The organism is Acidovorax sp. A1169, assembly GCF_030704685.1.
Lineage (GTDB): Bacteria > Pseudomonadota > Gammaproteobacteria > Burkholderiales > Burkholderiaceae_C > Acidovorax.
Genome location: NZ_JAUZDX010000001.1, coordinates 294,958 through 308,350 on the forward strand (window position 1 = coordinate 294,958; position 13,393 = coordinate 308,350).

Here is a 13,393-nt window from a genome sequence, read left to right on the forward strand (position 1 = left end):
TTTGTTGCCGCCATGCAAAAAGGCCGCCCGAAGGCGGCCTCACCGAAGGTGCCGATACAGGGCGCAATTACTCGCCGGTGCCCAGCACCTGCTTGAGCTCGCCCGATTCGTACATCTCCATCATGATGTCCGAGCCGCCGATGAACTCGCCCTTGACGTACAGCTGCGGGATGGTGGGCCACTGGCTGTATTCCTTGATGCCCTGGCGGATCTCGTCGTCTTCGAGCACGTTCACCGTGACCACGGACTTGGGGTCCACGCCGCTGGCCTTGAGGATCTGGATCGCGCGGCCCGAAAAACCGCACATGGGGAAGCTGGCGTTGCCCTTCATGAACAGCAGGATGTCGCTGGATTTCACGAGGGCGTCGATGCGTTGCTGGGGGTCGCTCATGGGAATACTCCTTGAAAGGGCTGGCGGGCCTCGGAGACCCGCAATAACCAGATTATTTCACTGTCGGCCATTGTCCGCCGGAGCAACGTGCGATGCCGGCCAGATCCATGCGGCTTTGCACCTCGCTGAACCCCCCGGCGCGCAGCAGTTCGCACACGGCATCCGCCTGGTCGTGGCCATGCTCCAGCAACAGCCAGCCCCCCGGTACAAGGTGATTGGGGGATTGCACCACGATGGTGCGTATGTCGTCCAGCCCGTCGGCACCGCTGGCCAGGGCCTGCAGCGGCTCGTGGGTCAAGGCGGCCAGGTGTGGGTCGGCGGCAGCGATGTAGGGCGGGTTGGAGACGATGGCATCGAAGCGGCCTTCCACGCCCTGCAGCCAGTTGGCCTGTGCACACTGCACGGGCAGTGCCAGGCGGTGCGCATTCGCCTGCGCAACGGCCAGTGCGTCGGCGCTGGCGTCCACGGCCAGCACGCGCGCGGCCGGGCACTGGTGCTTCAGTGCCAGGGCGATGGCGCCGCTGCCCGTGCCCAGGTCCAGCACGCGCGGGGCGGGCAGGTGGGTGATCAGTTCCAGGGCCCAGTCCACCAGCGTTTCGGTGTCGGGGCGCGGGTCCAGCACGCGGGCGTCCACCTGCAGCGAGAGGCCGTAGAACTCCTTGTGCCCAGTGAGGTAGGCCACTGGCTCGCCCGCCGCGCGGCGCAGGCACAGGGCCTGGTAGAGGTCCGAGGCATCGGGTGCCAGCACATCGGTGTCATGGGCCAGCAGCCAGGCGCGGTCGGTGGTGGCGCGGCCCAGCACGTGCAGCAGCAGCAGTTGCGCGTCGATGCGCGCCAAGCCCAGGGTGCGCGCCTGGCCCAGGGCGTCAGCCACGGTGGCGGGCGGGTTGGGGGTGATGTCGTCCATGGCGGGGGGTGAGTGGGTGCAGGATCAGCCCGCCGCGCCCATTTCCAGCTCTTCGAGCTGCTCGGCCTCGCGGGCATGGGCCATGGCCTGCAGCACGTCGGCCAGGTCGCCCTCCATCACCAGCAGCAGCTTGTACAGCGTGAGGTTGATGCGGTGGTCCGTGAGCCGCCCTTGCGGGAAGTTGTAGGTGCGGATGCGGTCGCTGCGGTCGCCGCTGCCGATCAGGCCCTTGCGCAGCGCGGCCTCCTTGGCTGCGCGCTCGCTGCGCTCTTTTTCCTGGATGCGCGCCTGCAGCACCTGCAGCGCCTTGGCCTTGTTGCTGTGCTGGCTGCGGCCGTCCTGGCATTCGGCCACGATGCCGGTGGGCAAGTGCACCACGCGCACGGCCGAGTCGGTCTTGTTGATGTGCTGGCCCCCTGCGCCGCTGGCGCGGAAGGTGTCGATGCGCAGGTCTGCCGGGTTGAGCTTGATGGCCTCGGTCTCGTCGGGCTCGGGCATCACGGCCACCGTGCAGGCGCTGGTATGGATGCGGCCCTGTGTCTCGGTCGCAGGCACGCGCTGCACGCGATGCCCGCCGGATTCGAACTTGAGGGTGCCATACACGTTGTCACCCTCGATGCGCAGCACGATTTCCTTGTAGCCGCCGAGCTCGGCCGCGTTTTCGCTCACCACCTCGACCTTCCAGCCCACATTGGCCGCGTAGCGCGAGTACATGCGCGTGAGGTCGCCAGCGAACAGGGCCGACTCGTCACCACCCGTGCCGGCACGGATTTCCATGAAGGCATTGCGCGTGTCGTCCGGGTCCCTGGGCAGCAGCAGGCGCTGCAGCTCGTCTTCCAGCTGCAGCAGCTCGGCCTCGGCGCCGGTGACCTCCTCCTGCGCCATCTCGGCCATGTCGGGGTCGGCAAGCATCTCGCGCGCGCCGGCCAGGTCGGCCTCGCGCTGCACGTAGCGCGCATAGCGGCCTGCCACCTGCGTCACCTCAGCGTGCTCGCGCGACAGCAGGCGGTACTGGGCCATGTCGCCCATGATGTCCTCGCGCGAGAGCAGGAAATCAAGCTCGCCCAGGCGCTGCGCATAGCGCTCCAGCTGGTTTCTGAGAAAAGTCTTCATGCGGTGAAAAGGGGGAGGGGGCTGCGTGTTCGCAGCGGGCGCTGCCCTTGCGGCGGGCAACGTGGCTGGTGGAGCGGCGGGCGCCGCTACAGGCCGCTGTTCTTGCTTTGCGAGCGCAGGAACAGGCGCGAAACGGTCTGTGCCGTCTGGGCGCGCATCTCGGCATCGCCCGCATGCAGCTCGGCCATGGTGCCGTGCAGCATCTTCTGGGTGATGCCGCGCGACAGCGCTTCCAGCACCGCGTCCACGTCCTCGCCACGGGCCAGCAGCTTCTTGGCGCGCGCGATCTCGGCCGCGCGCCAGCTGTCGGTCTGGGCGTTGAGCTGCCGGATCAGGGGCACCACGCCGCCTTCGGGGTGGCGCTGGTCCATCCAGTGCATGAAGCTCTGCACGCCGGCGTCGATGATGGCCTCCGCCTGCTCCACGGCCGCCTGGCGGTTGGCCTGGGCCGTCTGCACCACGCTGGCCAGGTCGTCCACGGTGTACAGGTAGACGTCGCCCAGGGCTTTCACCTCGGGCTCGATGTCGCGCGGCACAGCCAGGTCGACCATGAACATGGGGCGGTGGCGGCGCTTCTTGAGCGCGCGCTCCACGGCTCCGAGGCCGATGATGGGCAGGCTGCTGGCTGTGCAGCTGATCACCGCGTCGAACTCGTGCAGCCGCTCGGGCAGGTCGGCCAGGCGCATGACCTCGCCGCCAAAGCGCGTGGCGAGCTTTTCGCCACGCTCCAGCGTGCGGTTGGCAATTGCGATCTGCTTGGGGTTCTTGGCCGCGAAGTGCGTGGCGCACAGTTCGATCATTTCGCCCGCGCCCACGAAGAGCACGCGGATCTTGCCCAGGTCTTCGAACAGCTGACCCGCCAGGCGCACGGCGGCAGCCGCCATGCTGATGCTGTGCGCGCCGATCTCGGTGGAGGTGCGCACCTCCTTGGCCACGGCAAAGCTGCGCTGGAACAACTGGTTCAGCGTGGTGCCCAAGGCTCCGGCCGTCTCTGCCGCGCGCACGGCGTCCTTCATCTGGCCCAGGATCTGGGCTTCGCCCAGCACCATCGAGTCGAGCCCGCTGGCCACGCGAAAGGCATGGCGCGCCACCAGGCTGTCTTCGAGCGAATAGGAGTGCGAGCGCAGCAACGCCGGGCTCACGCCGCCGCTTTGCGCCAGCCAGCCCAGGGTATGGTCGATGGCCGCCTGTTCGCCCGCACAATAGATTTCGGTGCGGTTGCAGGTGGAAATGATCGCGGTTTCCACACCGGGGTGGCGACTGGATTGGCCCAGCGACTGGCGCAGGCCGTGCAGCGTGGGGGCGATCTGGTCGAGCGCGAACGCGAACCTGCCGCGCAAATCGAGGGGCGCGGTGGTGTGGTTGATGCCGAGGGCCCAGACTGCCATAGGCGCTGATTATAAAATTGTTGGCACATCCCGGTACAACTGCCTGGGAAAGCCTTGATCTGGGTCAATTGCCATGGGTCCTCTGGACACGCTCAACCACCTGCTGAATTTCCTCGCCCCCGCTGCCGCCATGGCCGTGCTGATGGTGCTGGGCGCCCGCCTGCTGGGCTGGAAATCCGGTGCATACCGCGCCACGTGGGCCCAGGCTGCTATCCAATTCGCAGTGGGTAGCGCCGTGCTGCTGGCCGGCCTGGTGTTGCTGGGCCGCGACGGCAAGATGGCTACCTATGCTGCGCTGGTGCTGGCCTGCGCCACCTGCCAATGGGTGCTGGGCAAAAGCTGGAAGGGTTGAGCCCCCTTTTCTCGCAGGCCGATCAGGCCTGTGCGACCGGCGCCAGCGGCGTATCTCCCCCTTGGGCACGGGTTCCATGCGTGATGGCCGTCGTGGCGGGTGGTGACAGTGCCAGGCCCGCATCGCGCAGGCTGTCCAGGATGGAGAACAGCAGGTCGCTGCGCACCCCGCCCGCATTGCGCGGGTTGCTCACATAGCCGATGGCCAGAAAGGTCAGCGTGCCGTTCATAATGCCTTCGAGCTGAACGATGGGCTCGGGGTCGGCCATGATCCCTTCGTGGGCCGTGAAGGCCGCCAGGATCACCTCACGCATGCGCTGAGCATCGGTATCGAGCGGTGCCGGCAGGCGCAGCAGCACGCGCCCGGGGGCGCCGGTGAGCGTCATGTTGCGCACGGTCTTGGTGATGAACTCCGAGTTGGGCACGATCACGGTGGATCGGTCCCCGAGCTGGATCTCGGTGGCGCGCACGTTCACGCGGCGCACGTCGCCCTCGGTCTCGCCCAGCACCACCCAGTCGCCCACGCGCACCGGCCGCTCGGCCAGCAGGATCAGGCCCGAGATGAAGTTCTGCACGATGGCCTGCAGCCCGAAGCCGATACCCACCGAGAGCGCACTGGCCACCCAGGCGATGCGCTCCACGCTGATGCCCAGCCCCGCCAGCGCCACCGCGACCACCGCCACGCCGCCCACATAGCCCAGCAGGGTGACGATGGAGCTGCGCATGCCCGGCTCCAGCGAGGTGTTCGGAAAGAACTGGTCGCTGAGCCAGCGCTTGAGGATGCGGATCATCACGAAGCCGGCGCAGGCAATGGCCAGTGCCGTCAGCAGCGCCTGCGGCGCCAGCGTCACGCTGCCCACCTGCAGGGTCTGGTTCACGCTGCCACCGCGGCGGAACACCTCGTCGGGCGCCGTGCCCAGCGGCGCCAGCAGTGCAATCACCATGTAGAACAGCAGCACCACGCGCAGCGCACCCGAGGCCACCACGGCGCTCTGGTCCAGCAGCTTGCCGTCGATGCCCAGGCCCTTGTGCAGTCGCTGGCCGAAGCCTCCGCGCGAGGACAGCACGGCCTGCGCCAGGTCTTCCACGAGCTCGAACAGCAGGTAGGTGGTGGCAAACACCACCCCGGTCCAGACCATCTGGCCGGCCAGCATGTGTGCCAGGGCCACAAAGCCCAGCACCAGCAGCACCAGGATGGCGATGGCCGTGGCGGCTGCCGCTGCCACCAGCAGGCCCACCCAGATGGGACGGGGCGCGGGCGGTGGCTCCTGCGCTGGGGTTTCGGTGGCCGGAGCGTCCCCCGCAGGCGCTGCGGGCGCGCGCAGGTGGCGCAGGGCGCACAGGATGACCAGCGCCATCAGCAGGGCCGACAGGGTGTGTGCCGACACCTCGGCCGAGAGGCTTGCTCCCACCACGCGGTTGACCTCGATGATGAGCCCGCCCAGCAGGGCCGTGAGCGCCAGCCACCAGGGGTAGGGGGCCAGGCGCGTGGCCAGCTCGTCCGACAGGGCCGTGAGGCGCCAGGAGCTGCGCTTGCGCGAGATCAGCGCATGGCCCAGCGCAATCATGAAGGCGGCAAACACCACCAGTTGCATGGTGGCCCGCTCAAGCGCCTGCAGGCGCGGGCCCAGGCCGCCATCCACGGTGAGGCTGCTCCACGCCAACTGGGCTGCCAGCCCGAGCAGCAGGGTGTGCACCACCACCGAGGCAAAGGCCAGCAGCGAGCGGCGCAGCCGGCCCTGCGGCAGGCGCGCTGGGGCCAGGCGCAGCAGCAGGCGTTCTGCCAGCCAGGTGCCGGCTATGGCCGCAAAGAGCGCCATGGCCAGGCTCACGGCAAAACCTGTGCGGTGCCTGGGCTCCCAGGCTTTTTCCACCGCCTCCTGCATTTCGTAGCCCAGGGACTGCAGGCGCATCCAGTCGCTGGGGAACGAGCTGCGCACATTGCGCCAGAAGGTGCCGGTCAGCGGCGAGTCAATGCGCGTCGTCAGCGCCGTCTGGAACAGCTCGCGCCGCTGGCGGATGATGTCGGCGCTGCGCTGCTCGGCATCCACCGCGATCAGGCGCGCCAGCTTGAGTTCGGAGTCGATGCCGCTGCGCTCCTTGGTCAGCGCGCTGCGCTGCTGCGCCACGTCAGGCGCCTCGGCCGATGCGCCCTTGTCCGGCGCGGGGCCCAGGCCCGCGAGCCGGGAGTCGACGTCCGCCAGTGCCTCGGCGCGCCGCGCGGCCACCTGGTTCGCTGCCGTACCGATAGCCGAGACATCGCTGAGCCATTGGCGGTAGTCGTCGTCCTCGCCGATCTTGGCCGGGATGGCATCGAAGCGCTCGCGCAGCGCGTCCACGCTGGGCAGTTCGGGCTTTTCGCCGGCGGCGCTGCTGGCCGGGGCGGCGGGTGCCGTGGCTCCGCGGCCCTGGGCCAACGTGGACGGCAGGGCGAATGGTCCGATCAGCAGTGCCAGGAGGACGGCCTGCCACAGGCCGGGCAGGCTGCTGGCGCGCCAGGGCGCAAGAAGGGAAGCCGTGCAGGCCGCAAGGCGGTCACGGAAGCGGTGCAATGTCATGCGTGCATTGTGGCGCGCCCACCGCACCGCTTGTGAGAGAGTGTTCCAGCCCCAGCAAGGCCGGAACACCTGTTCAGCCTGCGGGGCTGAACAGATCGACCCGGTCGGTGATGATGCCGTCCGTACCCAGAGCGATCAGGCGCTGCGCGGCCCAGGGGTCGTTCACGGTGTAGCTCAGCGTGCGCATGCCCTGGCCGTGCACGGTGGCCACCAGCGCGGCATCCCACAGCGCGTGGTTGCAGACGATGGCCACGCAGCCCAGGCCATGGGCTTCGTCCACGAAGCCCTGGCGGTGCACGTCGACCAGCAGCGCGCGCGGCAGATGCGGCGCCGTGGCGCGCGCGCCCGCCAGCGCGGCCGGCTGAAAGGACGACAGCAGCGGCGGCACCGCCTGGCCCTGCCACAGGCGGGCGGCGGTCTCGGCCACCACGCGGCCGGTGGTCTCATCCAGCCCGGGCGTGGGCTTGATCTCGATGTTCAGGAAATAGGCGTTGGCGATGCAGTAGCGCGCCAGGGCCTCCAGCGTGGGCAGGGGCTCGCCCGCATGCGCCCGCGAATGCCAGCCGCCCGCGTCGAGTTGCGACAACGCGCTCCACTCCAGGTCGCCGCCGGTGCCCTGGCCATTGGTCGTGCGCTGCAGCGTGGCGTCGTGCATCAGGAAGGGCACGCCGTCGCGGCTGAGCTTGGCGTCGCATTCGAACATGCGGTAGCCATGCTGGGCCCCGAGGCGAAACGCTGCCAGGGTGTTCTCGGGCGCGAGCTTGCCCGCACCGCGGTGCGCGATCCAGCGCGGGTAGGGCCAGGCAGTGGCCAGGCCGGCCTCGGTTTGCGCGTCACTCATGCAGTTCAGTCCGGAATGCGCTTGCCCGTGGTGGCGTCGAAGGCGTGCAGGCGGTCAGCGCGCGGCACGACGTGGATGACCGCGTTGGGTGCTGGCGAATGCGTGCCTTCTTCCACGCGCACGATGAGCTGCTCGCCGTGTACGCGGCCGTAGATCAGGCGCTCGGCGCCCAGCAGTTCCACGGTTTCCACCGTGACTTCCCAGCCCTCGCTGCGCACGTCCAGGTGTTCGGGGCGGATGCCCAGGATGGTGCCGGGCTTGCCGCTCGGTGCGTTCTTGAGCAGGTTCATCGGCGGCGAGCCGATGAAGCTGGCCACGAAGGTCGAGGCGGGCGTGTGGTAGACCTCTTCGGGCGTGCCGAACTGCTCCATGTTGCCGGCGTTCATCACGATCATGCGCTCGGCCAGCGTCATGGCCTCGACCTGGTCGTGGGTCACGAACAGGCTGGTGATGCCCAGCTCGCGGTGCAGCTTCTGGATCTCCAGGCGCGTCTGGGCGCGCAGCTTGGCGTCCAGGTTGGACAGCGGCTCGTCGAACAGGAACACCTGGGGCTGGCGCACGATGGCGCGGCCCATGGCCACGCGCTGGCGCTGGCCGCCCGAGAGCTCGCGCGGCTTGCGCTCGAGCAGGTGACCGAGCTCCAGGATCTTGGCGGCCTTGTCCACGCGCGCCTTGATCTCATCCTTGGGCACCTTGGCGATCTTCAGGCCATAGGCCATGTTCTCGAAGTTCGTCATGTGCGGGTAGAGCGCGTAGTTCTGGAACACCATGGCGATGTCGCGCTGGGCAGGTTCCAGGTCGTTCACGACGCGGTCGCCGATGCGCAGTTCGCCGCCGGAGATTTCTTCGAGGCCCGCCACCATGCGCAGCAGGGTGGATTTGCCGCAGCCCGAGGGCCCGACGATGACGACGAACTCGCCGTCCTTGACCTCGGCGTTCACGCCATGGATGACCTGGTTGGCCTTGGGGCCGGTGCCGTAGCGCTTGACGATATTGCGAAGGGAGATGGATGCCATAACAACTTTGGGATCTGGGTTGTGTCTGGGCGGCACGGGTGGGTGGCCGCCACGGTCATTGGGTTGCGGGTGGTCGCCTTACTTTTCGGTATCGACCAGGCCCTTGACGAACCAGCGCTGCATGAACACCACCACCAGCGCGGGTGGCAGCATGGCCAGCAGTGCCGTGGCCATCACGATGTTCCATTCGTTTCCGCTGTCGCCGCCGGCGATCATGCGCTTGATGCCGATCACCACGGGGTACATGTCTTCCGAGGTGGTTACCAGCAGCGGCCACAGGTACTGGTTCCAGCCGTAGATGAACTGGATCACGAACAGTGCGGCGATCGAGGTGCGCGACAGCGGCACCAGGATGTCCTTGAAGAAACGCATGGGGCCGGCACCGTCCACGCGTGCGGCCTCCACCAGTTCGTCGGGCACCGTGAGGAAGAACTGGCGGAACAGGAAGGTCGCGGTGGCGGAGGCGATCAGCGGCACCGTCAGGCCCGCATAGCTGTTGAGCATGCCCAGGTTGGAGACCACTTGGTAGGTGGGCCCGATGCGCACTTCCACCGGCAGCATCAGCGTGATGAAGATCAGCCAGAAGCAGATGCCCTTGAAGGGAAAGCGGAAGTACACGATGGCGAAGGCCGACAGCAGTGAAATCGCGATCTTGCCCACGGTGATCACGATGGCGGTGACGAAACTCACCCACATCATGCGCGCCACGGGCGCGGTGGAACCTGCGCCCGAGCCGCCGCCGAACAGTGTGTCGTGGTAGGTCTGCCAGAAATTGCTGCCGGGCAGCAGGGGCATGGGCGCCTGCACGATGTCCTGGGCCGTGTGCGTGGAGGCCACGAACGCCAGGTACAGCGGGAAGCCGACGATGATCACCCCCAGCACCATGATCAGGTGCGAGAAGAGTTTGAGATAGGGACTGCGCTCTACCATGGTCAGTACTGCACTTTCTTTTCTACATAGCGGAACTGGATCACCGTCAGGGTCACCACGATGAACATCAGCACTACCGACTGCGCAGCCGAGCCGCCCATGTCCATGGCCTTGAAGCCGTCGTAGTACACCTTGTAGACCAGGATCGAGGTGTCACGGCCCGGGCCGCCCTGCGTGGTCGAGTCCACGATGGCGAAGGTATCGAAGAAGGCGTAGACCACGTTGATCACCAAGAGGAAGAACGTGGTGGGCGAGAGCAGCGGGAACTGGATGCTCCAGAACCGGCGCCAGGGGCCGGCTCCATCGATGGCAGCGGCCTCGATGAGCGACTTGGGGATGGACTGCAGGCCCGCCAGGAAGAACAGGAAGTTGTAGGAGATCTGCTTCCACACGGCCGCCACCACGATCAGCGCCATGGCGTGGTCGGAGTTGAGCATGTGGTTCCAGTTGAAGCCCGACTGGCGCAGCATGTACGACACCACGCCAAGCGAGGGCGAGAACATGAACATCCACAGCACGCCGGCCACGGCCGGGGCCACGGCATAGGGCAGCAGCAGCGCAGTCTTGTACGCCAGGGCGCCCTTGACGATGCGGTCTGCAAAGATGGCCAGTATCAGCGACAGGCTGATGCCGCTGACCGCTACCAGGATGGAGAAAAACGCCGTGGTCTTGAACGAGGCCAGGTAACCCTCGTCCTGGAACAAGGCCTTGAAGTTGTCAAAGCCCACCCACTCGTTGGAGAAGCCGAAGGTGTCCTGCACCTGGAACGACTGCACCAGGGCTTGGCCCGCAGGCCAGAAGAAGAAGACGCTGATGATGACCAACTGGGGTGCCAGAAGCACCCACGGCAGCCATACAGAGCGGAAGAGAACGCGTTTTTCCATGTCCAAACTCTCAAAAAGACAACCCGCCACCCAGCAAACCGGGTCGGTTTGCGAGGGAGGCGGGCTTTCGGCAGCGCCCCGGCTGGTGTGCTGGGGCTGCTGCCATGAGCGCTCAGGGAGCGCTTACTTGTTGGCGCGTGCGAAGCGCACCAGTTGCTCGTTACCGCGGGTGGTTGCGGTGTCCAGGGCTTCCTTGGGGGACTTCTTGCCGGACCAGATCTGTTCGGTTTCCTCGTCGATGATGGTGCGGATCTGCACAAAATTGCCCAAACGGATGCCGCGCGACTTGTCGGTGGCCTTGCGGATCATCTGCGTCACGGCCACGTCGGTGCCGGGGTTCTTCTCATAGAAACCGGAGGCTTCGGTCAGCTTGTAGGCTGCCGTGGTAACGGGCAGGTAGCCGGTGCGCTGGTGGCTGGCGGCCTGCACCTTGGTGTCGTTCAGGAAGTTCAGGAAGTCGGCGACGCCCTTGTACTCCTCGGCCTTCTTGCCGGACATCACCCACAGGCTGGCACCGCCGATGGCGGTGTTTTGAGGGGCGCCCTTCACGTCGTCGTAGTAGGGCAGGGGAGCGATGCCATAGGCAAACTTGGCTTCCTTGGCAACGCGGGCGTACAGGCCCGACGAGCCGGTGATCATGGCGCACTCACCCGATGGGAAGGAGGCGTCGGGCGCGTTGGCACGGCCCTTGTAGACGAAGCTGCCGTCCTTGGACGCCTTGGCCAGGTTCTCGAAGTGGCGCACATGCAGCGGCGTGTTGATCTGCAGCTGGGCGTCGTTGCCGTCAAAACCGTTGTTCTTGGACGCGAACAGCGTGTTGTGCCACAGCGAAAAGCTTTCCAGCTGCGTCCAGCTGATCCAGCTGGTGGTGAAGGGGCAGCTGTGGCCGCTGGCCTTGAGCTTGGAGGCGGCAGCGAACACTTCGGGCCAGGTCTTGGGCGGCTTGTCGGCGTCCAGGCCGGCCTTCTTGAAGGCGTCCTTGTTGTAGTAGAAGATGGTGGTGGAGCTGTTGAGCGGGTAGCTCAGCATCTGGCCGTTGGGCGCCGTGTAGTAGCCGGCCACGGCCGACACGTACTGGGTGGGGTCGAACTTGAAGCCGCCGTCGTTCAGCACCTTGGCCGCCGGCACGATGGCGCCCTTGCTGGCCATCATGGTGGCTGTGCCCACTTCGAACACCTGGATGATGTGGGGGGCATTGCCTGCGCGGAAGGCCGCAACCGCACCGGTCATCGACTCGTCATACGTGCCCTTGTACGTCGGGACGACCTTGTACTTGGTCTGGCTGGCGTTGTATTGCTTGGCCAGGTCGTTCACCCAGTCACCCAGGGCGGAACTCATCGAGTGCCACCACTGGATTTCTACGGGCTGGGCCTGCGCGGGTGCGCAGACGGACAGGGCGATGGCAGCAGACAGTGCCAGGTGCTTGAGTTGCATGGATGGTTCCTTCCGAGGATGGCGAAATGTACAAAGGGCGGATGCTAGGCAGCCCTTGTGACAGTGATGTGTCGTTGTCGCACAGCACTGTAGTGGTCACAACTGGGGAAATCCCCTTGCACAGGTTGCAATGTGTCCAATTGTGACTCTTTTGTGACAGCATTTTGCCATTCACGGAGCCCTGCAAGGTTTTGTGCATTGCACCATCCTTGGTGCATAGTTGGTGCATGCGCTGCACATCTCCGATGCGCGGCCGCATGCCCTGACCTGTTCCGATTTCATACGCAACCACCAACTGCCATGGCCAACAACTCTCTGGACAAGAACAAGATCAAATTCCTGCTGCTCGAAGGCATCCACCCGTCCGCGGTGGAAGTGCTGCGCTCCGCAGGCTACACCCAGATCGAAACCGTCTCCGGCGCCCTGCCCGACGAGGAGTTGAAGGCCAAGATTGCCGACGTGCACTTTCTGGGCATCCGCTCGCGCACGCAGCTGACCGAGGAAGTCTTTGCCAAGGCCAGCAAGCTCGTGGCCGTGGGGTGTTTTTGCATCGGCACCAACCAGGTGGACCTCGACGCCGCGCGCGAACGTGGCATCGCCGTGTTCAACGCCCCGTATTCCAACACCCGCTCCGTGGCCGAGCTGGTGCTGGCCGAGGCCATCCTGCTCTTGCGCGGCGTTCCCGAGAAGAACGCCGTGGCGCACCGTGGCGGCTGGCTCAAGTCGGCCGACAACGCCTATGAGATCCGCGGCAAGACCCTGGGCATCGTCGGCTATGGCTCCATCGGCACGCAGCTGTCGGTGCTGGCCGAGGCCCTGGGCATGCACGTGGCCTTCTTCGACGTGGTCAACAAGCTGCCCCTGGGCAATGCGCGCCAGGTGCACAAGCTGCATGACCTGCTGGCGCAAAGCGACATCGTGACCCTGCACGTGCCCGAGCTCCCCTCCACGCAATGGATGATCGGCGCCGCCGAGATCGCCGCCATGAAGCAGGGCGGCATCCTGATCAACGCCGCGCGCGGCACGGTGGTCGAGATCGAGCCGCTGGCCGAGGCGCTCAAGTCGCGCAAGCTGCTGGGCGCCGCCATCGACGTCTTCCCCGTGGAGCCGCGCACCAACAAGGACGAGTTTCTGTCTCCCTTGCGCGGGCTGGACAACGTGATCCTCACCCCGCACGTGGGGGGCTCCACCATGGAGGCCCAGGCCAACATCGGCCTCGAAGTGGCCGAAAAACTGGTGAAGTACAGCGACAACGGCACCAGCACCTCGTCGGTCAACTTCCCCGAAGTGGCGCTGCCCGCCCACCCCGGCAAGCACCGCCTGCTGCACATCCACCGCAACGTGCCGGGCGTGCTGTCCGAGATCAATCGCATCTTCTCGGACAACCAGATCAACATCTCGGCCCAGTACCTGCAGACCAACGAGAAGGTCGGCTACGTGGTGATCGACATCGATGCCGCCTCGTCCGACCTGGCGCTGGACAAGCTGGCCGGCGTCACCGGCACGCTGCGCAGCCGGGTGCTGTTCTGAGCGGCGCCTGAGGGCGCGCGCGGGGTGGGGCAGGGGCCCGCCCTGCGCCC

The 13,393-nt window shown here is 66.6% G+C and carries 12 protein-coding genes; 2 read left to right on the forward strand and 10 right to left on the reverse strand.

Annotation, left to right across the window (positions count from 1 at the left end; translation table 11 throughout):
- Positions 1-67 precede the first annotated feature (67 nt).
- From grxD to hemA, 4 genes are all read right to left on the reverse strand, one after another.
- The gene (gene grxD, locus QYL93_RS01375; protein ID WP_057204954.1) at positions 68-391 is read right to left on the reverse strand and encodes a Grx4 family monothiol glutaredoxin; all 324 of its coding nucleotides are present in this window, start codon (positions 389-391) and stop codon (positions 68-70) included.
- 52 nt (positions 392-443) lie between these two features.
- Positions 444-1,298 carry a peptide chain release factor N(5)-glutamine methyltransferase gene (gene prmC, locus QYL93_RS01380; RefSeq protein WP_305741969.1) on the reverse strand — a complete coding sequence of 285 codons (855 nt, stop codon included), beginning with the start codon at positions 1,296-1,298 and terminating at the stop codon, positions 444-446.
- Between the two features lie 24 nt (positions 1,299-1,322).
- Positions 1,323-2,411, reverse strand: coding sequence for a peptide chain release factor 1 (gene prfA / locus QYL93_RS01385; RefSeq protein WP_305741970.1), 1,089 nt, complete (start codon positions 2,409-2,411; stop codon positions 1,323-1,325).
- An 86-nt stretch (positions 2,412-2,497) separates the two neighbouring features.
- A complete protein-coding gene (hemA, locus tag QYL93_RS01390; protein WP_305741971.1) occupies positions 2,498-3,799 on the reverse strand; it encodes a glutamyl-tRNA reductase in 1,302 nt (433 codons plus the stop codon).
- Positions 3,800-3,872: 73 nt separating this feature from the next.
- Here hemA and QYL93_RS01395 point away from each other — a divergent pair, with 73 nt between their 5' ends.
- Positions 3,873-4,151 carry a hypothetical protein gene (locus QYL93_RS01395; RefSeq protein ID WP_305741972.1) on the forward strand — a complete coding sequence of 93 codons (279 nt, stop codon included), beginning with the start codon at positions 3,873-3,875 and terminating at the stop codon, positions 4,149-4,151.
- A gap of 22 nt (positions 4,152-4,173) precedes the next feature.
- Here the strand turns inward: QYL93_RS01395 and QYL93_RS01400 are convergent, their stop codons facing one another.
- The 6 genes from QYL93_RS01400 to ugpB all read right to left on the reverse strand — a co-directional run bounded on the left by QYL93_RS01400 (position 4,174) and on the right by ugpB (position 11,813).
- Complete coding sequence (locus QYL93_RS01400; protein ID WP_305741973.1) at positions 4,174-6,708, reverse strand: DUF3772 domain-containing protein; 2,535 nt, start codon at positions 6,706-6,708, stop codon at positions 4,174-4,176.
- Positions 6,709-6,781: 73 nt separating this feature from the next.
- The gene (ugpQ, locus tag QYL93_RS01405; RefSeq protein ID WP_305741974.1) at positions 6,782-7,549 is read right to left on the reverse strand and encodes a glycerophosphodiester phosphodiesterase; all 768 of its coding nucleotides are present in this window, start codon (positions 7,547-7,549) and stop codon (positions 6,782-6,784) included.
- Between the two features lie 5 nt (positions 7,550-7,554).
- A complete protein-coding gene (gene ugpC / locus QYL93_RS01410) occupies positions 7,555-8,565 on the reverse strand; it encodes a sn-glycerol-3-phosphate ABC transporter ATP-binding protein UgpC (protein ID WP_305741975.1) in 1,011 nt (336 codons plus the stop codon).
- Between the two features lie 78 nt (positions 8,566-8,643).
- The gene (gene ugpE, locus QYL93_RS01415) at positions 8,644-9,495 is read right to left on the reverse strand and encodes a sn-glycerol-3-phosphate ABC transporter permease UgpE (protein ID WP_305741976.1); all 852 of its coding nucleotides are present in this window, start codon (positions 9,493-9,495) and stop codon (positions 8,644-8,646) included.
- Positions 9,496-9,497: 2 nt separating this feature from the next.
- The gene (gene ugpA, locus QYL93_RS01420) at positions 9,498-10,379 is read right to left on the reverse strand and encodes a sn-glycerol-3-phosphate ABC transporter permease UgpA (protein WP_305741977.1); all 882 of its coding nucleotides are present in this window, start codon (positions 10,377-10,379) and stop codon (positions 9,498-9,500) included.
- 123 nt (positions 10,380-10,502) lie between these two features.
- The gene (gene ugpB / locus QYL93_RS01425; RefSeq protein ID WP_305741978.1) at positions 10,503-11,813 is read right to left on the reverse strand and encodes a sn-glycerol-3-phosphate ABC transporter substrate-binding protein UgpB; all 1,311 of its coding nucleotides are present in this window, start codon (positions 11,811-11,813) and stop codon (positions 10,503-10,505) included.
- A 300-nt stretch (positions 11,814-12,113) separates the two neighbouring features.
- On the opposite strand from ugpB, the gene serA reads away from it, so the two are divergent.
- Positions 12,114-13,343, forward strand: a complete 1,230-nt coding sequence (serA, locus tag QYL93_RS01430) for a phosphoglycerate dehydrogenase (RefSeq protein ID WP_305741979.1) — start codon at positions 12,114-12,116, stop codon at positions 13,341-13,343.
- Positions 13,344-13,393 lie beyond the last annotated feature (50 nt).